General features: G+C 52.1%; 22 protein-coding genes. 5 read left to right on the top strand and 17 right to left on the bottom strand.

Annotation, left to right across the window (positions count from 1 at the left end; genetic code table 11):
* Nucleotides 1–17: 17 nt before the first annotated feature.
* The 14 genes from ACW8F6_RS07305 to prsK form a co-directional block, all read right to left on the bottom strand.
* Nucleotides 18–1,361 (bottom strand): glycosyltransferase, encoded by a 1,344-nt coding sequence (locus tag ACW8F6_RS07305; protein ID WP_491575193.1) that lies wholly within the window; start codon nucleotides 1,359–1,361, stop codon nucleotides 18–20.
* Complete coding sequence (locus ACW8F6_RS07310) at nucleotides 1,361–2,239, bottom strand: glycosyltransferase (protein WP_491575194.1); 879 nt, start codon at nucleotides 2,237–2,239, stop codon at nucleotides 1,361–1,363. The genes ACW8F6_RS07305 and ACW8F6_RS07310 overlap by 1 nt, the downstream gene beginning before the upstream one ends.
* A gap of 2 nt (nucleotides 2,240–2,241) precedes the next feature.
* Entirely contained in the window at nucleotides 2,242–3,216 is a 975-nt protein-coding gene (locus tag ACW8F6_RS07315; protein WP_491575195.1) for a glycosyltransferase, read from the bottom strand.
* Entirely contained in the window at nucleotides 3,213–4,304 is a 1,092-nt protein-coding gene (locus ACW8F6_RS07320) for a glycosyltransferase family 4 protein (RefSeq protein ID WP_491575196.1), read from the bottom strand. The genes ACW8F6_RS07315 and ACW8F6_RS07320 overlap by 4 nt, the downstream gene beginning before the upstream one ends.
* The gene (locus ACW8F6_RS07325) at nucleotides 4,301–5,284 is read right to left on the bottom strand and encodes a polysaccharide deacetylase family protein (RefSeq protein ID WP_491575197.1); all 984 of its coding nucleotides are present in this window, start codon (nucleotides 5,282–5,284) and stop codon (nucleotides 4,301–4,303) included. Before ACW8F6_RS07325 ends, ACW8F6_RS07320 begins: the two co-directional genes overlap by 4 nt.
* Nucleotides 5,285–5,294: 10 nt before the next feature.
* Nucleotides 5,295–6,638, bottom strand: coding sequence for a phenylacetate--CoA ligase family protein (locus ACW8F6_RS07330; protein ID WP_491575198.1), 1,344 nt, complete (start codon nucleotides 6,636–6,638; stop codon nucleotides 5,295–5,297).
* Nucleotides 6,638–7,801, bottom strand: coding sequence for a glycosyltransferase (locus ACW8F6_RS07335; RefSeq protein WP_491575199.1), 1,164 nt, complete (start codon nucleotides 7,799–7,801; stop codon nucleotides 6,638–6,640). The genes ACW8F6_RS07330 and ACW8F6_RS07335 overlap by 1 nt, the downstream gene beginning before the upstream one ends.
* A 4-nt stretch (nucleotides 7,802–7,805) precedes the next feature.
* Complete coding sequence (locus ACW8F6_RS07340) at nucleotides 7,806–8,942, bottom strand: glycosyltransferase family 2 protein (RefSeq protein ID WP_491575200.1); 1,137 nt, start codon at nucleotides 8,940–8,942, stop codon at nucleotides 7,806–7,808.
* Entirely contained in the window at nucleotides 8,942–10,417 is a 1,476-nt protein-coding gene (xrt, locus tag ACW8F6_RS07345) for an exosortase (protein WP_491575201.1), read from the bottom strand. Before xrt ends, ACW8F6_RS07340 begins: the two co-directional genes overlap by 1 nt.
* A 154-nt stretch (nucleotides 10,418–10,571) precedes the next feature.
* Nucleotides 10,572–11,312 carry a PEP-CTERM sorting domain-containing protein gene (locus ACW8F6_RS07350; protein WP_491575202.1) on the bottom strand — a complete coding sequence of 247 codons (741 nt, stop codon included), beginning with the start codon at nucleotides 11,310–11,312 and terminating at the stop codon, nucleotides 10,572–10,574.
* 214 nt (nucleotides 11,313–11,526) lie between these two features.
* Nucleotides 11,527–12,162 carry a PEP-CTERM sorting domain-containing protein gene (locus tag ACW8F6_RS07355; RefSeq protein WP_491575203.1) on the bottom strand — a complete coding sequence of 212 codons (636 nt, stop codon included), beginning with the start codon at nucleotides 12,160–12,162 and terminating at the stop codon, nucleotides 11,527–11,529.
* Nucleotides 12,163–12,398: 236 nt separating this feature from the next.
* On the bottom strand, nucleotides 12,399–12,824 hold the full coding sequence (locus tag ACW8F6_RS07360) for a fibronectin type III domain-containing protein (RefSeq protein ID WP_491575204.1): 426 nt from the start codon (nucleotides 12,822–12,824) through the stop codon (nucleotides 12,399–12,401).
* A gap of 132 nt (nucleotides 12,825–12,956) precedes the next feature.
* Nucleotides 12,957–14,321, bottom strand: coding sequence for a PEP-CTERM-box response regulator transcription factor (gene prsR, locus ACW8F6_RS07365; protein ID WP_491575205.1), 1,365 nt, complete (start codon nucleotides 14,319–14,321; stop codon nucleotides 12,957–12,959).
* Nucleotides 14,302–16,401, bottom strand: a complete 2,100-nt coding sequence (prsK, locus tag ACW8F6_RS07370) for an XrtA/PEP-CTERM system histidine kinase PrsK (protein ID WP_491575206.1) — start codon at nucleotides 16,399–16,401, stop codon at nucleotides 14,302–14,304. Before prsK ends, prsR begins: the two co-directional genes overlap by 20 nt.
* A 260-nt stretch (nucleotides 16,402–16,661) precedes the next feature.
* Between prsK and ACW8F6_RS07375 the strand changes: the two genes are divergently transcribed.
* On the top strand, nucleotides 16,662–17,531 hold the full coding sequence (locus ACW8F6_RS07375) for a sugar nucleotide-binding protein (protein WP_491575207.1): 870 nt from the start codon (nucleotides 16,662–16,664) through the stop codon (nucleotides 17,529–17,531).
* 84 nt (nucleotides 17,532–17,615) lie between these two features.
* Here the strand turns inward: ACW8F6_RS07375 and fabB are convergent, their stop codons facing one another.
* From fabB to ACW8F6_RS07390, 3 genes are all read right to left on the bottom strand, one after another.
* A complete protein-coding gene (fabB, locus tag ACW8F6_RS07380) occupies nucleotides 17,616–18,827 on the bottom strand; it encodes a beta-ketoacyl-ACP synthase I (RefSeq protein ID WP_491575208.1) in 1,212 nt (403 codons plus the stop codon).
* A 110-nt stretch (nucleotides 18,828–18,937) separates the two neighbouring features.
* Entirely contained in the window at nucleotides 18,938–19,462 is a 525-nt protein-coding gene (gene fabA, locus ACW8F6_RS07385) for a 3-hydroxyacyl-[acyl-carrier-protein] dehydratase FabA (RefSeq protein WP_491575209.1), read from the bottom strand.
* Between the two features lie 150 nt (nucleotides 19,463–19,612).
* Entirely contained in the window at nucleotides 19,613–20,575 is a 963-nt protein-coding gene (locus tag ACW8F6_RS07390; RefSeq protein ID WP_491575210.1) for a polyprenyl synthetase family protein, read from the bottom strand.
* A gap of 216 nt (nucleotides 20,576–20,791) precedes the next feature.
* On the opposite strand from ACW8F6_RS07390, the gene rplU reads away from it, so the two are divergent.
* From rplU to proB, 4 genes are all read left to right on the top strand, one after another.
* Nucleotides 20,792–21,103: a 50S ribosomal protein L21 gene (gene rplU / locus ACW8F6_RS07395; protein ID WP_491575211.1), complete on the top strand. Its 312-nt coding sequence runs from the start codon at nucleotides 20,792–20,794 to the stop codon at nucleotides 21,101–21,103.
* A gap of 17 nt (nucleotides 21,104–21,120) precedes the next feature.
* Nucleotides 21,121–21,381: a 50S ribosomal protein L27 gene (gene rpmA, locus ACW8F6_RS07400; RefSeq protein WP_491575212.1), complete on the top strand. Its 261-nt coding sequence runs from the start codon at nucleotides 21,121–21,123 to the stop codon at nucleotides 21,379–21,381.
* Between the two features lie 148 nt (nucleotides 21,382–21,529).
* Nucleotides 21,530–22,744, top strand: coding sequence for an Obg family GTPase CgtA (gene cgtA / locus ACW8F6_RS07405; RefSeq protein WP_491575213.1), 1,215 nt, complete (start codon nucleotides 21,530–21,532; stop codon nucleotides 22,742–22,744).
* 38 nt (nucleotides 22,745–22,782) lie between these two features.
* Nucleotides 22,783–23,900, top strand: a 1,118-nt coding sequence (gene proB, locus ACW8F6_RS07410; RefSeq protein WP_491575214.1) for a glutamate 5-kinase, incomplete at its 3' end; no start/stop codon positions are given.

Below are 23,900 nucleotides of genomic sequence, written 5' to 3' on the forward strand. Positions count from 1 at the left end.
CTGCCTGAAATCTTAAATTATCTCAGATACTGCTGCAATTCATCATAATGAGTATTAAATGCTTTCTTAGTTCGTTCATCTATGTAATTTAAATTTGGTGAAGATCGAATTATTGGGTTGTCTTGCAAAAAAATACCATAGTGCTCTTGGATGCTGATTTTTAGTACCTTCCAGCAATGCGTATGGCCAAAACTCTCAGTGCTGAAATGCGTTTCACTTTTACTGGCTAGTAGCGCTTTAACGGCAATGTGAAGTTTGTCTGGATCGCAAAGTTTAATTAGGCCAGAATCGGCCAGAGATTTGTTAACGCCCCTGTTTGTGCTAAGCACAAGAACTGGAACCTTACATGCAATCGCTTCATAGATGCTTCGATTAGCTCCTTCTCGCTCAGAGAGCATCAGCGCTATACGACTTTTTTTTAGTGCTTCAAAAACGAAGCCATGCGGCACGCCTTCCATAATGGAAAGTATAGAGGTAGGGAAGTGTCGCTTTTGTTCTTTACGAATATCGTTTGCAGTTCGATTTCCCCACCGATAACCGATAAGACAGATTCTAAGAGGGGTTTCAAGTTTGCTAAGCTGTTTAAACATTAGTTCGTGATTCTTTAATTTTCTCCAGCTTGCGACCATGCATATGTCAAAACACTTTTCATTTTTCTTCTTATTGTTAACCGAAGTTACATCGATCCAATCCCCGGCGCCAATCGGTAACGCAATAAGTCTACAATCTAAATTGCTAACATATCCATAGTCAATACGGTCTTGAGCCATTACAAAGATTTTATGCTCTTTGTGTAGAAAAAGCTCAATGCCTATGTCTGAATATCCCCAGCTGCTTGGCTCTATAACGATTGCATAATCTTCTAACAGCTTCGGCAAGTCGTATACGGCGGCTGCTTCTAAAATCGATTGATTATATTGAATGTAGATTACGCCCTTAGTTTTGACGCCATCGCGCACAGTCACTGGAGAGAGGATTAGAAGGTTTCCTTCTCGCTCTGGATTGTCTTCATTCTCATATCTAAGCCGAGCAACGCTTTCCTTCGAGTGCTCTTGGTAGTTCAGCTCTAACTTTCTTGCTGATCTGCTATTGATGAAATGCTCATATATTGGATTGTGTTTCTTGGATAACAGATCCTTTCGAATTGCGGTCAATCTTTTGTACATATCATGTACACCAGCTAATTCTGCTACTTCTAGCAACTTCTCATACTTTCCAAGGAGTCTTGAAAAGGTATAGTAACGGTGCAACTTGTAGCTTATATAGCTAAGTAGTAGCAGAGTGATTCCTATGGGAACGGAGAAAACTACTTTGCTTGCTAGATAGGTTTTAATTTCTAGCTTCAAGTCTTCATCAATCATCAAAAACGCCTCAATAACGCTCTGGCCACTCTTTTTATTACTCGTGGTGTGTCAAATCCATTAACGATTGCGAAATATACTTGTTTGAATAGTGAAAAGTTTAATCCTTCGTAGAGGGATATGTGATATGCATAATTTGCATGAATATCAGCCCTAGCCCGCCGAAGTGAGGCTTTATCAATTTTTTGACTGAAATCTTTAGAGAAATCATTCAATATTATTAGTGCGCAATGATATCGCCCGTGATAGTTTCTAGACATTTGACCAGACCATTGACGGTAAAAATATAGTGGCTCCTCAGAAAAATCGAACTTCCATTTTGTGGATATCCTAAGCCACAAGTCCCAGTCAATACCCATCTTCACTTTTGAGCTAAATGGACTGCTTTTTGGGAGCGCTGTGCGTCTGATTAGCGCGCTTCCAAATGGTACGAAATTATCGAAAAGCAGGCTTTTGCTTACGTCGCCAACCGGGGCGTTCTTTATAGGATTTGATTCAATAAGTTTTCCATCTTCATCTATATTCTGAACATTTGAATAAACCACTCCAATATCAGAACACCCTTCCATTATTTTAAGTTGCGTCTTTAATTTTTCTGGATGCCAATAATCATCTGCATCACAGAATGCAATAAACTCTCCGGAGGAGGAATTTATACCTGTATTTTTAGCGTAAGACTGACCTTTATTTGGTTGACTGATCAGAGTTATACGTTTATCGCTAAGGAATTTTTCTACTACCTCTGCTGTTTGATCTGTTGATCCATCATTAACAACCAATAGCTCCCAATCATCTTCCGTCTGCCTAACAATGCTTTCTATTGCTTTGGCAATAAACTGATCGGCATTGTATGCCGCCATTACGATTGACGTTGTCATTTTTAGCGCTTCCTTATCTGGAGCAATATTTCTTCAACTAAGGCAACTACTCTTTTTTGGTGAGACTCCTTGAAATTGTGGATATCGGACCTTAAGGTTTGTGACTGAGATATCGCTTGCTCGATGGCTTGGTATATAGAGTCTCTATCATTTTTGGTAAATATATAGCCTTCGGTGAAGATTTCTCTGCCAGCTATTGAATCAGTAATTATACAAGGTGTACCTGCGGCAGCGGATTCATATGCTCCACACACAAGACAGTTATCTCTAGTTGTAAGGTCAATGGCTGCAATTGCATTCTTCAAAAGGCGTGAGAAATCGAGCTCGCTAACGAAGCCGGCAAGCAATACGTTTTTTGGTAATGAATTTATTTGATCTTGCTTTAGAGCTTTCTGGTAGTTTCCTGTAATGACGAGGCTAACTCCATTGTTTAGTCTACCTGCAGCTTCAATTATCTCATGGTACGGCTCGTCGCTCGCCCAAGTACAAATAAAGAGAATGTAATTTGAATAGGGTGGTGGGTTCGTTGTTGCTTCAATGGTGGGAATTGGATCGGGCAGTATAGCCGGGGTGCCAGAAATAGAGGCTACATAATTTGCTAAGTATTCGTTAGTAACGATTACCAAGTCAGCATGAGAATTGCACCAATCCGCAACTTTTTGAAGGAAAGATAATGGTGAGTCAGGAGGAAATATTCCTGAGTTATGGGCATCTACAACAAGCGTATACCTGAACAAAGGTCTATAGACTACAGCTGCTAGGGTTAGGATCAATGACGGGTTCTGTACAAACAACGTACTTGGACGCTCCTTTAGTAAGACGATAAATGTTTTGACGGACAAAGTTAGGTAGCGTATAAGTAGCCATCTATTCGAAATTAATTCAAATAGTTTCGCATCAAAAATCCTCGCATTACTTTTGTTTCTCGTTTGTATTTCCCAGGTTAACCAAATGGGTTTTTCTGGCGATGAACTCATCGCGTAAGCTCCGTGTAAATAGAAATATAACGATCTGACATTATTCTTGCGCAGAAGTTATTGTTAAAATAGGACTTTAAGGCTGCAGATAGCTCCAATTTCCTTTTGGAGTTTAGATATTCACATATGGCGCGCCCTAGATCTATGTGATTTAGGTTAAATAGAACAAAAGTGTAGTCCTTATGAAATCTGCTCAATAGGTTTCTGTTGGCCGCAATATCTGACGCTATAACAGGCGTACCATTTCTGAAGGCTTCGAGTATCGTAATTGGCATTCCTTCAGATGTGGAGCAATTAACAAATAGATCAATGTCACAAAGAAAAGTATCGATGTCGCTAGTGTAAGGGCGTATTTTTACTGTATCTTCAAGGTTTAGTTCTGATATTAGCCTCCTTAATTCGTTCTCTTTTTGACCCTCCCCATGAATGATACAGCTGACGTCTATACCCAGGCTTTTTATGTGCTTGATCGCCTGAATCAAAAGCGGATAGTTTTTTTCATTTGATAGTCGCCCTAATGATCCGATGATTAACTTCTGCCTGTTTTTTACGTCCCATAAGTTTCGTCGCTTCGATTCGGACAAACCGTTTGGAATGTAGGATATCTTTTCTTGGGGAGGTCTTACATATTTCGGTGGCTGCGATGGATAAAGATATACGATTTTGTCAAAAAGCTTGATGAAGACGCGATCTATCAGCTGATACAATGTTATTTTTGAAAGTAATCTATGACTTGTGTTTCCATGGACGGTGGTGATTTTTGGAACGTTATACCGCATTCCAATAATTGTACAGATAATATTGGATTTGTAGTCGTGGCAGTGTAGTAGATCTGGTGATTCAAGCCGGATCGTGCTTAAAATATCATTAAATTCATGAATTTTTGGCGCTGGCGATACGGGCATTCCGTAAACTTTAACTCCCCTGGCTGTTAGCTCGCCATCTATTTCTTTTTCCTCTATAGGCTTGTTCCTTAAGCTAATTACGCTGACTTCTATCCCTTTGTCTATAGATGCTTTGCATAGTTCGGCGATCATTTTTTCTTTTCCATAGATTCCCTGGCTTTGAAATATATGAATAACCTTCATACGTGCCGACCATCTGGATTATCATTTATTCTTATCCCATTAACCATGTTTTTGAAATTGTTGATGTTTGATGGTGGCGACCACCGACCAAGGGACATTAGAGATGCTTTAGTTAGTTTTGAAGGGTATGCAGATAATCCATATGTGTAACCTATTTCTTGCGCAGCGCTAATAGTTTCTATATTAAAGTCACTAGACATGCCATTTGGGTAACATATCCCGTAAATATTTTCGCCGAGCATTGATTCTATTTTATCTTTGGATACTTTTAATTCGGTGTATAGTTCGTCGGAGGGAAGATTGCCCAGGATGCGATGGCTAATTGTATGGCTGCCTATTTCAAGCCCTTCATTTGCCATTTCTAGTATTTGAGGCCAAGAAACAGGTCTGTATCTTTCATAAGGTAATATAGCCGTATCTACTGAAAGAGATTTAGCTAGTTCGCTTATAAATGTGCTGCGCTCTTTGTTGTTTAGCTTCAAGCAATATGTGGCTAATTTATTCCAGGTGTTATTTTTGTTTTCGTTAGATAAGTCTACTGATCCAAACTTACTTAAGTTTATGTATCTGTTCTGGGTTGTGAAAATTATGTGCCTAAGCAAGTCTGGCCATAGCCAGCATTCACCCTCAATAAATCCCGTCGTTACGTAAAAAGATGCTTTGGCGTTATATTTTTTTATTAGCGGCCAAGCGTTTTCATAAAAATCTGAATAACCATCATCGAAAGTTAAACATATTGCGTACTCTGGGCAGCGATTTTTAGCAATAGCGGTTGCTAATTCATTTGCTGTGACAAAGTTAAAGTGTTTCGCAAGATACTTCAACTGGCTTTCAAACACCTTTGGTGTAATTCCAGGGACATTTGGATCATCTGTTATTCGATGGTACATCAATATAGTTGGCCTATATTTTCTAGTTATGCGCGCTATACCATCAAGACCAAGCAGGTATATGGCGTTTGTCAGCATTTTTTTCATCATATTTTTTCCACTAAATGCGACATATTGAAAACCTGTATTTGCCAGAGGCCTCTTGGGGTATCTGGTCTACGTTTTGTATGGTGAGGGTGACGCTTTCTGGGAATACCTGGCGGAACTCTTCAATTAGCGTTGTATCTGTTTGGTTATTGAATTCTTTGCCTTTAACGCGCTTTATTTGAATTTCGTGTAGGTCTTCCTGCAGCAATTGCATTTGCGCCACGCCTGGTACTTTGGTTAGGGTGCGCTCTACCAGTGACACGCCGGCCACTTGGCCGCCGTCGGGTTTTTTAAGAAAGTCGGCCACACGTCCCTCTAGGCGCTCGAGCAGCGGAGTGGTGCGTCCACAGCTGCACTGGCGTTGGCTAAGAACGCCTACGTCTTCAACTCGATAGCGCAAGAGCGGCATGCCAAAGTTGTTTAAGTCCGTTATGACCAGTTTTCCAGCTTCCTGTGCGGCGGCCGGCTTGTCTTGTGCGTTCAGGCTTTCCAGAATAATGTGGGGGCTATTGATGTGCATGCCTTGATGTTGTTCGCATTCCACGGCTATCAGGCCAACCTCTTCGCAGCCGTAGCGGTTGGTCACCTTGCAGCCGCAAGCCGCTTCTATGGCCTGGCGCTCGTGGTCTAGCAGCATCATCGAAGTGGCTACCACGCCGGTTGGGCGCACGCTGGTGATATTGTGCTCCAGCAGGTAGTTGGCAAGAATATAAATAGAGTGGGCGTGGCCGAAGATGACTTGTGGTTTAAAAACCCTCCATTGCTGTACAAATGCTCCCATGCTGTGAGGATTGAGATCCATGGTGTCGAGATAAATCATGCGATCGAGTAATGTCGCGCGCAGTTTTGCTTTGGCGCCGCTGGGTTTTGGGGGGTTGCCCCACACCGCGGCGACTCGATCTCCTATCTGCCAGCCTGCCAGATTATCGGCGTACATTTGTGCAGCGTTGCGCAGGGCTTGGCAGTGTTCATCAAAAAACAAGTTCAGCGACACGCCGGTGGAGCCACCGGTTTTAGCGCGTACGAGCGCGTGCTTTTGATAATTGTTCGCGATGAACATGTCGGTGTTGTCGCGGATGTCCGCTTTGGTTGTGATAGGCAGGCGAAGTAAATCTGCAGCTGTCCAACTAGCGTCTGGCGCGTAGCCCGAGGCTTCCAGTATGGGGCGGTACCAATCGCTGTGCTGCCAAGCGTGTTGTAAAAGCTGATTGAGACGTTGTTGCTGGTGTGCTTGCAGTGCGTTTGGTGCCAGGTATTGGTGGCGCTTGAGGGCCTGGTATTCGCGCAAGCGGTGGCCGCCTTCTTTTTTGTCCCAAGCGGTATAGGCGAGCTTACCTAGCCAGTGGCTGTTCAGCATTATGCCTGCTCCTGTTTCATGGCCTTGGGTGATTGCGACCCGGTATTCATCGGTACCAGAGCGGCATCGGGTGCGCGGTAGAGTGTAAGGTGCTGCTGCACCATGGTGTCTAACGAAAAGTGGGTTGCAATGCGCTGTTGAGAAATGCGTCCCATGGTTTGCCTGACAGATGGGTTTTCGCCCAGCTGAGTGATGGCCGCAGCCAGGGCGGCAGTATCGCCCTTGGCTACTAACAGGCCATTGTGCTCATGTTGGATCAGCTCGGGATTGCCGCCTACATTTGTGGCAACCACGGCGAGTCCTGCCTGCATGTATTCCATTACTGTGTTAGATAGCCCTTCAGAGTCGCTGACCAGCAGCCCGATGTCGGCCTGGGGCAATAATTGCCGGGGTTCTGCTACTGAGCCCAGCCAGTGAATATGGTTGTCGCCCTGGCCGGCGGCGATGGTATTTTTAATACTGCTCACATAGGTAGTATCTTGTAGTTCGCCCACCAGGGCCAATTCCACGCAGAGGCCCTGAGCGTTCAATTGTAAAACCGCGTTGACGGCATCTAGTGTGCGTTTTACCGGTTTAATATTGGCTACCAATATTAACTTTAGGCTGTCTGGACGCTTGAATACCGCCGGCACGCTGTGTTGAGGCGCCGCATAGTCGTCTAAGCCGTTATATATCACCTTGCTGCGTTTAGCGGGCAGGGCTTCGCGGTGCCGAATGTACTCTGCTACGGCTTGCGCATTTGAGATTACGGCATCTGCCCGAATATTAGCGAGGCGGTATAACCAGGCGGGTTTACCGCGATATATCAGCCCCATGTCGCGTCGCGAGGTGATCACATGCATGCTGGGGTTTTTGAGCAGTAAGGGCGCAATCAAGCAGCTCTCGGGCAGCCAGGCGTGCAGCGTGGTAGTGCGCCAGTCTTTTAGCTGGCGTCGAAACGACCACAGGGTTTTCAGGGCAAAGGGGCTGGCCAAGCGAGGAATGTTCAGGCTGATAATCCGGCAAGGAAAATCAGTAAGTTTTTCGGTAAACGGCGTGTGGCGCAGCAGCACCAGTGTTACCGGTTGGTGGGCGTCTAATAGGCCGCAGATGAGCTTGTAAATTTGGCGCTCGCTGCCGGCAGCAATACTGTGCAGCGCGTCCACCATTATGACTATATTCACGCTGCTAACCCACCCGTGGCTTCCACATGACAATCTTTTTGCCTTTAACAAAGCTGCCAAAGGCCAACATGGCGGCAAAATTTATCAGGCTAAAATAGGCGGCCAAGCCCAGCCATCTATTTTGACTTTCGGTGGCGCTGGCATAGACGGCGGCTCCGTAAAAAAACAGCTGACCAAAAAACGCCAGGGCGTAGAATGCACTGCCGCCGCTTAAGAGTGCACTGCTAATCAAGGCGGCAATAAGTGGAATAAAGGCCAAGTATCGCAAAAGTTTGTGCGACATCAATTGCACGCTGAAGACGCCATACTGTTTAATATTGAACAGGTGGCGCATGTCCCAAAGTGCCCAGTAGGCGCGCAGGGAAACGCGCACGCGCATTTTAAATTCCGACTGGCTGTTGTTGAGCGCGTCTTCGTTGAGCAGGGCCGCCTCGCAATAGGCAACGCGCTTGCCCTGGCTGACGACTTTTAAAGGCAGAACAAAGTCGGGCAGTTGGTCGGCATTCATAGGCTGGTAGAGTTCGCGGCGAATTGCATCGATACCGCCATCGACACCGACTACTGATCCAGTTTTTGTTTCCAGGCTGCGCAGGTGATTTTCGTATTTCATGTAGGCGCTACAACCATCGCCCACGAGTGAGCCATCGCTGTTGGTGTACACCATCTTGCCGGTTACATAACCAACGCTGGTGTCGGCAAAACAGCGCACCAATTGCGTGATGGCATCGGGTGCGTAGTGGCTGTTTGCGTCTGAAAAAACCACAATGTCTGAGGTGATTTGCGCCATGGCTAAATTCAGGCCGGCAGTTTTTCCCTGGCGCGGACTTTGGCGCAGCAACGTGAGGTTGCTGTGCTCGCCTGCCAGCGTCTGCACAATTTCGTCGGTGCCGTCTTCGGACTCGTCGGAAACCACCACCACCTGAAGTTTGTCGGCAGGGTAGTCTTGAGTCAGTTTGTTTTGCACGGTGGCGGCGATGTGTGCTGCTTCGTTAAAGGCGGGAATAATCACAGTGACGCTGGGTTGCTCGGGTGCTGGCGCCGCCGCTGGACGGTCGATCTTAGGCAGCAGTCGCAAAAGTAGCGGGTAGCCAAAGTAGATATAACCCAATATTACGGCAGACAGCCAGAACAGCAGTTCCATCAGTGATCCTTCATGGTTGCGTAAAGTGAGTGGGCGTGCCCACTGAGTTGAGCAAAGGCGTGCTGGCAGTCTTCTTCGGTGCACTGGGCCCGCAAAGTTACCATTTGAAAACGATTGTGGCCTGTGAGTATTGCAGGAATTTGCAGCAATTTGGCCTGCGTGCTGGAGCCGGTACTGAACGGCCCCACGTTAAACCACTGCACTTGGGCTACGCGCAGCAGACCACCTTTGGCGCGCAGCACGGTGGCGCTGTTGCTCACAGGAAGCGTATCGGAGTCGTGTTCGGCGGGTAGTTGCGCCCACAGTTCTTTGTTATACAGGTCGCCCAGATAGGGCACGAGCTTTTGCCCTTTTTGGTTGCGTAGCGATTGGTTTATCGTGATAAAGGCATCACCTATGCGCGCGTAGGTTTGCTGTGAAGGTGGAAAATCCACTGCAGACATAGACACATGTAATTGTTCGCTGGCTATGGCAGCGGGGCTGAGTCCAGGGGCAGTTAGCGGCTGGCCTACAGCTGCGGTATCCGGTGCACTGCTGAACCAGTATATCAGGGGACCGGTGCCGAGTAGTCCAAAGGCGAGCAGAACGGCTGCCAGTGACGGCCGCGCTCTAGTGCTGCTGGCGGCAGGCACTTCCGCCTTTTTGACAGGTGCAAAATAGAGTGCTGGAAAGCAGATAGCTGCGAATAGGAGCCAACCGAACATGTCGTGCTCTTTCATGAGCGAGCTTTCCATCTCGGTAAAATAGCCCACCAAAATGAGAATGAAGATGCGCAACCAATTGCTGATTAAAGCCAGTAGTGCAGCGATTAATAGAGTGGCCATGTAGCCGCGTTCGGAGTAGCCATTGAGGTAGCTGATTAGATAGCCCATGGCCAACGCTATGATGAAGTAGCGCAGGCCAGAGCAGCCGTCGGCGATAACGATATGGCCGTAGGGAATGAAAATACTGCTGCCATCAATCACGGCGGGAATGTCTATCATGCGCACCATTTCGCCCACCATGCTGCCGCTCAAATTAACGAGCGGCGTATTCAGGTGATCCCAAAAGGTGATGGCAAACAGGGGCAGCAATAATAAAAAGCGGTGTTGCCAGGCTGAGCGGATGCCATAAACGTGAGCGATAAACAACAGTAAGCAGCCCATTACGGCAAATTCGGCCAGCAGATTGATATCGATCAACGCAAATACCGCCCAGGCACAGGAAGTGCCGGCTAACAACAGGCCGGTAAATAGGCGCTGAGTTAATGTATTGGGCGAGGCGCCAAAGGGCAGGGTTTTGTATACCAGATAAATAAATATGGCGATCAGCAAGTAGCCGTGCGAGAGGCCCTCGGTCCACTGCGACCACTTATACGCAAGGCTCGTGAAAGTGGGCAGAAACAGCGCAGGCAGCGCCGCAATAGCCAACAGGGGAGTGACATCCTTAAGCCCGCGTTCTGGGGGCTCGGAATACGCCGTTATTTTAACTTCCATGTGCGTTTAGCCGGGCTAAATTTGACGCGTAATTCTACCTGAAATTTTGCGTAAATTACAGATTGGTGCGTGCGTACTTGGTGTGTGCGCCGATGCTTGACCCGAAAAAAAGCCGGGCATAAGCCCGGCTTGGGGAAGCAGTTGCAGCTGTGGCTTATGCCTGGCGGCGACGCGCGGCGCCCAAGCCCAGCAGGCCTAAGCCCAGTAGCAGGAAAGTACCTGGCTCTGGCAGGCGACCTACGGTGATATCGTCGATACCCCAGCCGTCGTTGCCATTGCTGTTGTTGAAGCTCAGTGTGGCGCCCTGAATGGTCATGCTGCTCATCACAGACACATAGCCCATGTTGCCGCTGGCTAAGTAGGGCGATATGGTGAACGAATCTGAGTAGGTGCCGTCATCAAACAGCAGAGTCAGTGTCGCGCCAACATCGGAGGCGTCTGCCATGAAAAAGCCGAAAGCATTCATGCCAGTGGTAGCTGAGTTGTCGAAGTTCCAGCTAACCTTGCGAGCATCGTTGCTGTCTAGCCACAGGTCGCCAGTGTAGTTGGACAGGGCTTCGCGACCAAACTCGCCGGTTTCAGCGCTTTCAATCATCAGCTCGTTGTTGTGGAGGTTAGCGCCGCCATTACCCGCGGTAATGAGAGAGAAGGTGCCGACGTTGGTGCTAAAGCTGGCGGCACGATTTTCCCAAGAGCCTTGGTCTGTGCCGTTGTCGACGGTGGCGCCACCCAGGCTGTCGAAGTTTTCGACAACGGTAGGACCCGCTAAAAACGCCATGAACGCCGCTTCGCCGGCTGCTGCGTTAGAGTTGTAATTAACTACAACACTAGCGCTGGCCAGTGATGACGCGATGAGCGCACCGCCAACAAGGGCGGACTTTATAAAACCTTTCATGATTGATCCTTCCTGTGGACGCAAAATGATAAGTGTTGGTTAACGCTAGTTAGTCTAGCTCGATGTATATTCAGCAAGAACCAAGCCAATCTTAATAACCTCTTGTTTTTAAGGGGTTTAGCTCAGTAGCAAGTAGCAATAAAGCAGGGGCGTGTAAATTATGTCGACAATTAAAAAGGGCCCACTGGGCCCTTGGAATGTGCGCTCGGTGCGGCTAGCTGCTTGCGCGGCGGCGCACGATGCCTAAGCCCACAAGGCCGAGTACAAACAGCACCAGTGTGCCTGCTTCGGGCACGCCCACGACTTCCATCGCCGTGACATAGAACTCCTCGTCAAAATAAGCCATGGTGAAGGCTGTGCCAGCACTCACGTAGAAAGAGCCGATGCTGGTGGCGCTGGTGTAACTGCCCAGGGGCTTTTCAGAGTCCTTGCCGGCCACCTGGAATGCAGGGCCGCCATTGGCAATGGTTATTTTGTCGCCAATAAGGGACTTGTCGTCGTCGTGGTAGTTGTTAACCCACAGGTTTTTGATCAAGACGTCTGTGTCAAATACGAACGTCAGCCATTCGCCAGTGGTGGTGTTGTCATCGTTGGAGGGGGTGCACTGGGCCGTAGTAGTGAGCGCTTTACACACGCCCAATCCACCGTATCCGGCATCCATGTAAGCGTAGGCACTGCCCGCGGCAGAGTGGCCCTTTATGTTGACGTTAAACCACGACGAGTAGGTCAGCGTGCTGTAGCCTTTTTCCATGGTATTAGCGTCCGATGCAAAATCCAGCAGGGTGGCTTGTGCTGTGCCAGCCGTCAGCGCAAAGGCGGCAGCGATAAAGAGAGTTTTAAAACAATTCATGATGACACCTTCCATGTTTTCAGGTTTGCGGTGGTTTATTACGCAGGGAATTGGGAAGCATAAGCTGTGCCGCGCGCGTAAAATTACAAGCTTTTCAACGGCTTAATATGGCAGGAAATTGGCGTCTTAAATCGCTAGTGTAAAAGACGCCGACACTGGGAGTGGTTGTTTCAAGCGATGTTTAAATTACTTTTGCTTTCAATCACTTAGACTATAAGTAGCCAATTGCTATGCCGCTAATGCAGGGGTGTGAGATCCACAAATTGGCTGTATAAGCCATTGGTGTCGTAGGCCGCAATTTGAAATTCATACACGCCCAAAAGGCTGTCAAATGTGTGCGAAGTGGCGGCCAGCCCCTCGTAGACGATGTACGTGAAATCGGGCTCGCCGACTTTGCGATAGCGCACCTCAAACCCGCCAATTTCGTGGGGTTGCAGCGGCTCGCCGTTTTCGCGCAGAGTGGGTAGTTGCCAGCTAATTAATGCCTGGCCCTGAATATAGTCTTCGGGCTCGGGCTCGGGCTCGGGCTCGGGCTCTGGGGTTGGAGTGGGTGTTTGTGTGGGGCTGGGTTTGACGGCGGCGCTGCCATCGCTAGCGCCACCTCCCCCACAGGCGGACAGGGCGAATACCACCGTCAAGCTCAAAAAAAGGTAGATTTTCATAGGATACATCTGAATTAAAATCTATATTTTTATTAGCTTTGATTGTGACCTTTTGTCGGGGCAGCACAAGGGAACGAGACGCCAACAGGCCAGTGTGTGACGCTCGTCTCGTTTTTGGTGGGGAGGGCGGCTTCAGCTGTTGGGCGTGTGGTTGATGTCGTACTTTTTCAGCAGGTCGTAAAAAGTGGGCCGCGTGATTCCCAGGAGCTTTGCCGCGGTAGAAATGTTGTTGTCCGACATGCTGAGCGCCTGCTGAATAGCGCCTTTCTCTGCCTCGCTGCGCACCTGACGTAAATTCAGGCTGAGCTCTTGGGTTTGAACCAGCCCCAGGTCATCGCAGTTGATCATTTTGCTGTCAGCCATGATGACGGCGCGTTTAATTTTGTTTTCCATTTCCCGCACGTTGCCTGGCCAGTTGTGCGCCTCGATGGCGGCAATGGCCTCTGCGGTGAAGTTGGTAATTAGCTGATCGTGCTCCTTGGCAAAGCGGCGCTTGAAGTGGCGCGCCAGCAGTACCTTGTCGCCGTTGCGCTGACGCAGGGGAGGGATGGGCACGGTGATTTCGCTAATTCGATAGTAAAGATCCTCCCGGAAGGTGCCTTCGGCAACCATGGTTTCCAGGTTTTTGTTGGTGGCGCACACTACGCGTACGTCGACGGCAATTTCCTTGTGGCCACCCAGCCGCTCTATCACCCGCTCCTGCAAGAAGCGCAATAATTTGGCTTGTAGGTTGAGCGGCATATCGCCAATTTCATCCAGAAATAAGGTGCCGTTATTGGCGGCTTCTATCTTGCCCAGCGTTTGTTTAGCGGCCCCGGTAAAGGCGCCTTTTTCGTAGCCGAACAATTCACTTTCAATAAGATTTTCTGGCACGGCGGCACAGTTTATGGCCACAAAGCGCTGATTGGCGCGCGGCGATAGCTGGTGAATGGCGCGCGCCATGACTTCCTTGCCGGTGCCGCTTTCACCCAGGATGCAGCAGGTGACGTTGGTCGGCGCGATTTTTTCCAGCGTGCGGCAAATCTTCAGCATGGTTGGGTCATTGGTGATCAAGCCGTGCAGCGGTTGTTGCTGTACCTCCTGCAGTCGTCGGTTTTCAGCTTCCAGCTGGTGGATGTGGAATGCGCGCTGCACGATCAAGTCTAGGGCATTGGGATCTACCGGCTTTTGGTAGTAGTCGTAGGCGCCCAGGCCAATGGCGGTGACAGCGTGCTCGTGGCCGGTTTTACCGGTCATGACGATAATTTTAGTGTGTGGTGAAATACGCAAGATATCTTGTACACACTGGAAGCCTTCGTCGGTGCCGTCCGCATCTGGCGGTAGCCCAAGGTCTTGGATGACCACCGCCGCCTCGTGCTTGCGCAGTGCCGCACAGGCTTCGTCGCGTGTTTCTGCAAACACGGTTTCATACTGGTCGAAGTGCCAGCGCAATTGGCTTTGTAAACCGCGATCGTCCTCAACAATGAGAAGAATGGGTTTATCCGTTGAATGGCTCATAGTGCTTGCGGTTTCCTTGCTCTGTCAGCGCGTCCGTGGGTTGGTGCACCGGCACGGAAAAGGTAACTTTTGTGCCTTGGCCTACCTGGCTGTATACATCCAGGCTACCCTTGAGTTCCTTGATATATTCGCGCGATAAATAGGCGCCAATACCCATGCCCTTGCCGGATTTTGTGGTGTCAAAGGGCCGGAACAACCGGTTGTTGACGAAATCCCAATCCATGCCGCAACCCGTGTCGCTAATGACGATGGTGGCGCTGTCGTCCGAAAGCGAAAGTGTAACATGGACGCTGCCATCTTCGCTGGTGGCATCCTGGGCGTTTTTAATGAAATGGCTGATGGTCATGACCAGGCGCATCATGTCGGCGTGCAGGCAGTGTTCGCCCCGCTGCAGGTCGCTGGTTAGGATTTGTCGGCCGCTCTGGCACTCGGCAATGGCCTGCTTGACGGCGTCGTAAATTCGCACTTCCTGAATCAGTTCGCTGCTGTTGCGCTTGAGTTTTTTAAGCAGGTTGCGCATGCGTTCTACGGAGCTGCTAATGGTGACAATGGCGTCGTCGATAAAATCCGGGTTGCTTTTGTGTTTTTCGGCGTTTTTTACCACCAGTGCCTGTTGGGCAATCAGGTTGTTTAGGTCGTGGATGATGAAGGCCACCAGCTTGTTGTAAGTGTCGAACTGCCGATTTTCCACCAGTTCTTCAGATTGCTGATGCAGTTTCAGATAGCTCGCCAGCTGGCGCCCGGTGGTTTTTAGTAGATCTAAGTCTTCCCAGGTTAGCGGAGTGCCGGTTTGGGGCTCGCTGAGCGCCATAAAGCCAATCAGTTCCGTGCCGGCAATTAATGGAAATATCAGCCACAGGCCTTCGATATTTTCTACCCACAGCGGCAGTTGTTCGTTGTGCTGGCTGAGCGTCTGGTTGTCTTTTGCCGCGGGGAAAAAGACCCATTCGGATTTCAGTAGTGTTTTACAAAATTTACTGTTGGCCGGCTCTTTGGCCAAATGCAGTTGGCTGTTCAGCCCCAGCTGGAAGACCGGCACATAGTGGTCGGATTGGCGAATCCAGAGTGCGCCGCCGGGGGCTTTGGTGATGGAGGTGGCGGCTAAAAAGGCGCGCTGGTTGGCCTCGTTGCCATCCTCTGTGGGCATGGCCAAAAAGTTGATGAGCCGCAGCCACTCGCTGCGGTAGTCGTATTTGTGCCGGAATAGGTGTTTGTTGAGCTGTACCGACAGGCGCGCGCGCAGCCGGGAGGAGACTAGGAGCGTCAATATCAGTAGCGATGCGCCAATCAATACGATGCTGTAGACCACCGAGCCCCAGTTGCCGCTGTATATACGCACGTAGTAACCGCCCAGCGCCAGCACCATAAACAGCGAGCCCACAGCCAGTAGCGAGGTGGTGTAAAACGCAATTGGGCGCGACAGGGCGATGCTGGCGGGTAGGGGCACCTGGTGGCCGAGCAGCTGCATGCCCAGCGATAAAAATAATGTGACGCCAATGGAAACGGCGGCGCGCGATTGCCACAGCAGTGGGTCAAATTCCTGGAAAATGATGGCATGGCTGTACAGGTAGACGTCGTACAAAAACAGTGAGCCCAGGCAGATGCAGATAAGTTTGTTGGGCCGGTTGTTCTGGGTGGCGTAGCGGTAGGCTTGTTCGACACCCACCAGGCAGGCCACCGACAGCATTAATACCAGCCAGGTAGAGAAGTGATATAGGGGCTCGAATTGGGCCAGAGCGGCAATCATGACAATGGCGGTGACGGGCCAGGCCAAGCCAAATAACATTTTTAGGCTGGGAGGCAGTTTTTGCCGGGTGGTGCCCACCAGTAGGTTGCGCAACGCCAGGCTCCAAAAGGCAAAGTGCAAGCACTCTACGACCAGTACATAGTAGGGTGAAAAATTCAGGCGGCTAAAGGTGAGGGCGATGGCGCCCATGTTGATGCCGTGCACGATGGCCGCAATGGCAAATCCCGCCAGCAGGGCATTTTTTTGCCGCAAGGTGAAAAGTACTGCACTCAACACCCAGGCGAGAATGGCGGCACTTAAAAACGCAGTCAGCGAGACTTGAGAGAATTCCATGGATGGCTGTCGTCCGTGTAGCTTGGCGCCCAGTTTACCCTGTACGGCAGGCGGTGCATAAGGTGTGGGTCTACTATAGTCAAAATTGTGGGGCCTCGGTGCGCTGTGGCGTATCGGCAGCGTAGGTTGTGAGGGCCATGGCGGTTCAACCCAGCGGTGAAAGTACCGCCTCTAAATACAAAATGTGACTCGTCATTGGCTTGTGGGCCTTGTAAAGTAGGGGGCTCGCCAATTGAGTATTTTGTCGATTCCGTGCAGTTATGGCCATAAACATTTTATTAACAGACACAGGCTCCCCCTTGGGGACGGGCTTGCGCCATAAATTCGAGTCCACGACGTTTCGCTTTGTGTCGGACCACCCGGCCGAGCTCAGCTGGACCGATGAAGCGCAAGTTCGCAGTTACCTGGCCGACATTAAACCGCATCTAATACTGAATACCACCGGCTGGGGCGAGGGTGCTGCCGTTAAGCCAGATCTGTTGGCCGACGGCGCCGAGTGTCTGGCTCGGTGTGTTGGTGGCTCGTCCGCCACAGTGGTGCACCTGTCTAGCTATCGCGTCTTTCACGGCGAGGGGCGGGTGAGCCACGGCGAGCTTGATGCGCCAAAGGCCGAAACCGATCTGGCGCGGGTATTTCACGCCGCCGAACAGGCTCTGTTGGGCGCGCTGCCGCAGACGCTAGTGTTGCGCTCCAGCTGGGTATTGTCGACCGAAGGTGGCAGCTTATTGGCGCGCTTGCTGGCCGATTTTGAGGCGGGGCGCTCCACGGTGGTGAGCGACCAGTGGCGCGGCACACCGGTGATGGTGGCCGACGTAGTGCGCGCCGTTTACGCCATGACCCAGCAAATTATTTACGGCGCTGAAAATTGGGGCGTGATGCACTTTGGTAGCAGTGATGTCTGCTCTGAAATGGTGTTCGCTAGCAAGGTGCGCGATATGGTGATGGCGGATACCGGGCGCGAGCTGCAGTTAGAGGAGGTGGAGACGCCCACCGACAACAGTGCGGTACTGGAAATGCGGCGCTTGCGTGAAAATTTTGGTATTCAGCCGCGCTCCTGGCGCCAGGGATTAAAGCCCGTGGTGCACCGCTGGTTGGCCATGAAGGGTCTGCTGGCGGAAGCGGAAGCCTAGCCACGCTCCGGAGCCTAACGCTCACCCACAAAAAAGGCGCTTCAACAGCGCCTTTTTTGTGGGTGAGCTGAATGCGCCGAGTGTTTAGCTGAGCTTCTCAAACACTAGGCAGGCATTGGTGCCACCAAAACCAAAGCTGTTAGACATGGCGCGCTTGATGCCAATGTCTTTGCGCTCGGTGAGGATGTTGAGTCCAGAGGCTGCCTCGTCCAGCGTCTCGACATTGGCGCTGGCACACAGGAATTCATTCTCCATCATCAGCAGGCAGTAGATGGCCTCTTGCACACCGGTGGCGCCCAGCGAGTGGCCTGTCAGCGACTTGGTGGAGCTGATGGCGGGCGATTTGCCGCCAAACACGCGCTGGATGGCGCCCAGTTCAGCTACGTCGCCGACGGGCGTCGAGGTGCCGTGGGAGTTGATGTAGTCGATTTCGCCGGACACGGTCGACATGGCCATTTTCATGCAGCGCTCGGCGCCTTCGCCAGAGGGGGCAACCATGTCATAGCCGTCGGAAGTGGCGCCGTAACCTACCAGTTCTGCGTAGATTTTCGCACCGCGCGCTTTGGCGTGCTCGTACTCCTCCAGCACCAAGCAACCGCCACCACCGGCGATGACGAAGCCGTCGCGGTTGGCGTCGTAGGCGCGCGAGGCCTTTTCGGGTGTGTCGTTGTATTTGGTGGACAGGGCGCCCATGGCGTCGAACAGGGCTGTCAATGTCCAGTGCTCTTCTTCGCCACCGCCGGCGAATACGATGTCTTGCTTGCCCATCTGAATGAGTTCCATGGCGTTGCCAATGCAGTGGGCACTGGTGGCGCAGGCGGAGCTGATGGAGTAGTTGTAGCCCTTAATCTTGAATGGCGTCGCCAAACAGGCCGACACTGTGGAGCCCATGGTTTGGGTGACGCGGTAGGGTCCCACGCGCTTGATGCCTTTTTCGCGGGCAATGTCGGCTGATTCCACCAGATTGGCAGAGGAGGCGCCGCCCGAGCCCATGATCAGGCCGGTGCGCTCATTGGACACCTGGTCTTCGCTCAGGCCCGCATCGGTAATCGCCTGCTGCATGGCCACGTAGGAATAACCGGCGGCGTCGCCCATGAAACGCAGCGTTTTGCGATCGATATGCTCTTTCAGGTCGATATCAACCACACCGGCCACTTGGCTGCGAAAGCCCATGTCGGCGTATTCTTGTTTGAAGCGAATGCCGGAGCGGCCCTCGCGCAGGGCTTCGGTAACCGAAGCTTTGTCAGTTCCCAGACAGGAAGTGATGCCTAAGCCGGTAACTACAACGCGTTTCATAAGAGACCTCTAATTATCGTAACCCGGGCCGCACACTTGTACGGCGCCGGTGTGCAGCCTGTTGTTCTTGCGGGCCGGCGAGCCGGCGGGCGTGCTGCGGTGTTCAGAATTTAGAAAGAATCGGTGTTGCTGAACAAACCCACACGCAGATCCTTGGCAAAGTAGATGTCTTTGCCGTCTACAGAGACGCGGCCGTCGGCAATACCCATAATTAATTTGCGTTCGATCACGCGTTTCAGATTGATATGGTAGGTGACTTTTTTGGCGGTTGGCAGAATTTGGCCGGTAAATTTCACCTCGCCTGAACCCAGTGCGCGACCGCGGCCTGGGTTGCCCTTCCATGCCAGAAAGAAGCCAACCAGTTGCCACATGGCGTCTAAACCCAGGCAGCCGGGCATGACGGGATCGCCGGGGAAGTGGCAGTCAAAAAACCACAGATCGGGTGTGATATCCAATTCGGCGATGATTTCGCCTTTTCCGAATTCGCCGCCTTGATCTGAAATGTGGGTGATACGGTCCAGCATCAGCATGTTGGGTACGGGCAGCTGAGCATTGCCGGGGCCAAACATACGGCCGTGGCCGCACTCGAGGAGATCGTCGCGCGCGTAGGCGTTCTTTCTATCTTCAGGGATCATATGTCGCCTATTTAGGGTTGAGGGCCGTGAATATCAGATCAGAGCCTTTATTGCGGCTGGCAGGCCCCGTGCGAGGCCTAACCTGCAAAGCCCGCCATTCTACCGGCTGAGCGGGGCTTGTCTAGCCTGACCGTGGCCTGCGTGGAGGGCTTAATGGTCGCGGTCTACGCTGAAATTGGCCAGCGTCTCTAGCGCCGTTTTGTATTCCGAGGCCGGCAGTGCGTCCAGTTGTGCTATGGCGCGCGCCGCCTGCTCGCGGGCGGCAGCCATGGTGTAGCGCGCGCCGCCAGTGGCTTCGACCACGGCAACCACGGCGGCCAGCTGGCTGGCATCGCCGGCGCGCAGGGTGTCGGCGATCAGTTTGGCCTGCTCACTGTCGCCCTGTTGCATGGCGTACAGCAGCGGCAGGGTGGGTTTGCCTTCGGCCAGGTCGTCGCCCACATTTTTGCCCAAAGTTGCCGCATCGCCGTGGTAATCCAGGGCGTCGTCTACCAGTTGAAACGCCAGCCCCAGGTGGTAGCCGTAGGTGCGTAGCGCAGTGCGGATGGCGCTGTCGGCACCGGCAATCACTGCAGCTGTTTCACAGGCGGCTTCGAATAGCGCGGCGGTTTTCTTGTGAATAACAGTGTAGTAATCGGCCTCCGAAATGTCTGGGTTTTTGGCGTTGACCAGCTGTTGCACCTCGCCTTCCGAGATGGTGTTGGTGGTATTTGCCAAAATGGCCATGATGTCCATGTTGCCGATGCGCACCATCATCTGGAAGGCCCGCGAATACAGGAAGTCGCCCACCAGCACTGACGGCGCGTTGCCCCACTGGGCGTTGGCGGTGGGCCGGCCGCGGCGCAGCGCGGACATGTCGACCACATCGTCGTGCAACAGCGTGGCGGTGTGGATAAACTCGATTATCGCGGCCAGTTCCAGTCTTGCTTCTTCTTTATAGTTCAGCGCATTGGCGCACAGCAGCACTAGCAGGGGGCGCAGGCGCTTGCCGCCGGCCTCTACCAGGTAGTGGCCGATGTTCTCCACCAGGCCCACATTGGAGTGCAGTTGATCGATGATCAGTTGGTTTACCTGGTCAAAATCGCTGGCGACGGCTTGATGGAATGGCAGCATTGGGGTCACTTTGCTAATCGGGGCGGCTCGCATGCTAGGCAGGGTGCCGAGGGGTGTCAAGGCTGCAGATTGGCGTTAGTGGATGTGGCTTGCAGTGTGGGGGCAGTTCCAGTAGAATCGCGCACCCTGAAATTGCATACGACGCAAGTTGACAAAACGCGAGCCTTGGTGGGTAAGCTACTTCGTGTCGTCCAATTTTGTGAATTGGAGCGGTAAATGTACGCAGTCTTTGAAAGCGGTGGTAAGCAGCATCGCGTAGTGGAGGGTGAAACCCTCAAGTTAGAGAAAATTGAAGTAGCAACCGGTGAAACCATTGAGTTTGACAAGGTTATGCTGATCGCCGATGGCGACAAGGTTTCTCTGGGCGAGCCATTGGTGAAAGGTGCCAAGGTTACAGCTGAAGTCGTTAGCCACGGTCGCGGTGACAAGGTAACAATTGTTAAATTCCGTCGTCGTAAGCACTCGATGAAGCGTCAAGGTCATCGTCAGTGGTTTACTGAAGTTAAAATCACTGGCATTAAAGCTTAATAGAGGAGTATTGACTCATGGCTCACAAAAAAGCTGGCGGTAGTACGCGCAACGGTCGCGATTCCGAAAGTAAACGCCTTGGTGTTAAGCGCTTTGGTGGCCAGGTAGTTCTGGCGGGCAACATCCTGGTACGTCAGCGTGGCACCAAGTTCCACGCCGGTGAAAACGTAGGTGTTGGCAAGGATCACACCTTGTTTGCCAAGGCGACTGGCGAAGTGAAATTTGAAGTTAAAGGTGCAAAAAACCGCAAGTTCATCAGCATTATTCCTGCTGCATAATTTCGGTTTTAGCCTGATGTATGAAAAGCCCTGTCGTACGCGATAGGGCTTTTTGCGTTTTGGAAAGTTGGTTTCAGCAGGCCTAAATGCCTGCGGTTGGCTAAGCTGATTAGCCAGATAATTTGGCCCTGCGGGGCGGGAGTAGCGCGTGAAGTTTGTAGATGAGGCACCTATTTTTGTAGCTGCCGGTGATGGTGGAAACGGCCTCATGAGCTTTCGCCGCGAGAAATTTGTCGCCAAGGGTGGCCCCGATGGCGGCGACGGTGGCGACGGTGGCAGCGTGTATCTCGAGGGCGATGAAAACCTCAATACCCTGATTGACTACCGTTACCAGCCAAAATATCGGGCCGAAAATGGCCAAAAGGGCGGTTCTAGCCAGTGCACGGGCGCCAAGGGTGCCGACGTGGTATTGAAAGTGCCGGTGGGTACCACCGTGATCGACGCCGATACCAACGAGGTGTTGGGCGACCTGCGCGCCCACGGTGAGCAGCTGCTGGTGGCGAAGGGCGGCTGGCACGGACTGGGTAATACGCGCTTCAAAAGTTCGACCAACAGAGCGCCGCGCAAAACGACACATGGCACCGAGGGGCAAAAGCGCAATCTCAAGTTGGAGCTGAAAGTCCTGGCCGACGTGGGCTTGTTGGGATTGCCGAACGCCGGTAAGTCGACGTTTATTCGCGCTGTGAGCTCCGCCAAGCCCAAGGTGGCCAACTACCCTTTTACTACCCTAGTGCCAAACCTGGGTGTGGTGAAAGTGCAGGCGCACCGCAGTTTTGTGGTGGCCGATTTGCCTGGTCTCATCGAGGGCGCCTCGGAGGGCGCTGGCTTGGGTATTCGATTTTTGAAGCACCTGACTCGCTGTCGGGTGCTCTTGCATTTGGTGGATATGGCCCCATTCGATGAGACGGACCCCATTCAAAATGCCCTGGCGATTGTGCGCGAGCTGGAGGCATTTAGCCCTACGCTGGCGTCGCGCGAGCGCTGGCTGGTGTTAAACAAGGCCGATTTGTTGCCCGAGCCGGAGTTTGATGCGCGCTGCCAGGCCCTGGTTGACGCGCTGGCCTGGGAGGGGCGCGTGTTTAAAATTGCGGGCATTAATCAGCAGGGCACCGATGCGCTTGCGGGGCAGCTGATGGATCACCTGGAGTCTGTCTGGGAGGCCGAGGCCGAAGATCCGGAATTGGCCGAGGCCGAAGTACAGGCGCAAATGCACATGCAGCAGGAGGCGCGCGAGCGCATTGCCGAGCTGCGCGAACGTTATCGGGCGCGTAAGTTGGCGCGTAAAGCGGCCGGCCAGGACGACGATGATGACGATGATTGGAACGAAGACGACTACGACGTCGAATTTGTTTATGAACCTTAAAGTTGATAAGACCGACCTGAATAGGGAGCGGGTCACCTATGGAGACAAGTGGTAAACGGAAAGAGCTGCTCAACAAGCAGCGCTGGGTAGTTAAAATTGGCAGCTCGCTGCTCACCAACAACGGTCGTGGTCTGGATAAGCCTGCCATAGCTGGTTGGGTGGAGCAGATGGCGCGGCTGCGCGCGCAGGGCATCGAGCTGGTGCTGGTGTCCTCTGGCGCCGTGGCGGCCGGTATGCGGCGACTGGGCTGGGATCGACGGCCCCACGCGATGCATGAGCTGCAGGCGGCAGCAGCAGTGGGGCAGATGGCGCTGGTGCATAACTACGAGAAAGAGTTCCTCAAGTACGATATTCAATCGGCACAAATTCTGCTGGTGCACGACGACCTCGCCTCGCGGGAGCGCTACCTGAATGCGCGCTCCACCATCAAGACGCTAATCGACTTGGGCGTGGTGCCCATCGTCAACGAAAATGACACAGTGGTCACCGATGAAATCCGCTTTGGTGACAACGATACGCTGGGCGCCCTGGTGGCCAACATTGTGGAAGCTGACGTGCTGATTCTGCTAACCGATCAGGATGGTATGTACACGGATGATCCGCGCAGCAATCCCAACGCCAAGCTGCTGGACAGGGTGCCGGCGAGCGATGAGCGCTTGGACGAAATGGCTGGCGACGGGGGCGCGCTCGGGCGCGGCGGCATGGTGACCAAGGTGCGCGCTGCGCGCCTGGCGGCGCTTTCAGGCACGCACACGGTGATTGTTGGCGGCCGAATTCCCAATGTTATTGATCGCTTGGCCGAGGGCGAGGCGCTGGGTACGCTGCTGCTATCGGACGAAGAGCCGCAGACGGCGCGCAAAAACTGGCTGGCTGGTCACTTGCAAACCTGTGGTGAGATTATTCTGGATGACGGTGCCGTAGAAAGCTTGCGCGAGCAGGGTTCAAGCCTGTTGGCAGTGGGGGTGACCGATGTGTTTGGCAGCTTTAATCGCGGCGACATGGTGCTCTGCCTGGACCGCGAGGGCAACGAGGTGGCGCGTGGATTGGTAAATTACTGTGCGCTGGATGCGCGCCGGATTGCCGGGCAGCCAAGTGAGCGCATTGAGGAGATACTGGGCTACATGGACGAAGTGGAGCTGATTCACCGCGATAACCT

It is taken from the genome of Simiduia sp. (genome assembly GCF_058345725.1).

Excerpts from the sequence above, each read along its gene's own strand:
- xrt (WP_491575201.1), bottom strand. The coding sequence starts at position 10,417 with ATGGAAGTTAAAATAACGGCGTATTCCGAGCCCCCAGAACGCGGGCTT.
- ACW8F6_RS07305 (WP_491575193.1), bottom strand. The coding sequence starts at position 1,361 with ATGATTGATGAAGACTTGAAGCTAGAAATTAAAACCTATCTAGCAAGC.
- rpmA (WP_491575212.1), top strand. The coding sequence starts at position 21,121 with ATGGCTCACAAAAAAGCTGGCGGTAGTACGCGCAACGGTCGCGATTCC.
- rplU (WP_491575211.1), top strand. The coding sequence starts at position 20,792 with ATGTACGCAGTCTTTGAAAGCGGTGGTAAGCAGCATCGCGTAGTGGAG.
- ACW8F6_RS07390 (WP_491575210.1), bottom strand. The coding sequence starts at position 20,575 with ATGCTGCCATTCCATCAAGCCGTCGCCAGCGATTTTGACCAGGTAAAC.
- fabA (WP_491575209.1), bottom strand. The coding sequence starts at position 19,462 with ATGATCCCTGAAGATAGAAAGAACGCCTACGCGCGCGACGATCTCCTC.
- ACW8F6_RS07330 (WP_491575198.1), bottom strand. The coding sequence starts at position 6,638 with ATGCTGAACAGCCACTGGCTAGGTAAGCTCGCCTATACCGCTTGGGAC.
- ACW8F6_RS07320 (WP_491575196.1), bottom strand. The coding sequence starts at position 4,304 with ATGAAGGTTATTCATATATTTCAAAGCCAGGGAATCTATGGAAAAGAA.
- ACW8F6_RS07375 (WP_491575207.1), top strand. The coding sequence starts at position 16,662 with ATGGCCATAAACATTTTATTAACAGACACAGGCTCCCCCTTGGGGACG.
- prsR (WP_491575205.1), bottom strand. The coding sequence starts at position 14,321 with ATGAGCCATTCAACGGATAAACCCATTCTTCTCATTGTTGAGGACGAT.
- ACW8F6_RS07355 (WP_491575203.1), bottom strand. The coding sequence starts at position 12,162 with ATGAATTGTTTTAAAACTCTCTTTATCGCTGCCGCCTTTGCGCTGACG.
- fabB (WP_491575208.1), bottom strand. The coding sequence starts at position 18,827 with ATGAAACGCGTTGTAGTTACCGGCTTAGGCATCACTTCCTGTCTGGGA.
- prsK (WP_491575206.1), bottom strand. The coding sequence starts at position 16,401 with ATGGAATTCTCTCAAGTCTCGCTGACTGCGTTTTTAAGTGCCGCCATT.
- ACW8F6_RS07350 (WP_491575202.1), bottom strand. The coding sequence starts at position 11,312 with ATGAAAGGTTTTATAAAGTCCGCCCTTGTTGGCGGTGCGCTCATCGCG.
- ACW8F6_RS07340 (WP_491575200.1), bottom strand. The coding sequence starts at position 8,942 with ATGGAACTGCTGTTCTGGCTGTCTGCCGTAATATTGGGTTATATCTAC.
- ACW8F6_RS07360 (WP_491575204.1), bottom strand. The coding sequence starts at position 12,824 with ATGAAAATCTACCTTTTTTTGAGCTTGACGGTGGTATTCGCCCTGTCC.
- ACW8F6_RS07325 (WP_491575197.1), bottom strand. The coding sequence starts at position 5,284 with ATGATGAAAAAAATGCTGACAAACGCCATATACCTGCTTGGTCTTGAT.
- ACW8F6_RS07310 (WP_491575194.1), bottom strand. The coding sequence starts at position 2,239 with ATGACAACGTCAATCGTAATGGCGGCATACAATGCCGATCAGTTTATT.
- ACW8F6_RS07315 (WP_491575195.1), bottom strand. The coding sequence starts at position 3,216 with ATGAGTTCATCGCCAGAAAAACCCATTTGGTTAACCTGGGAAATACAA.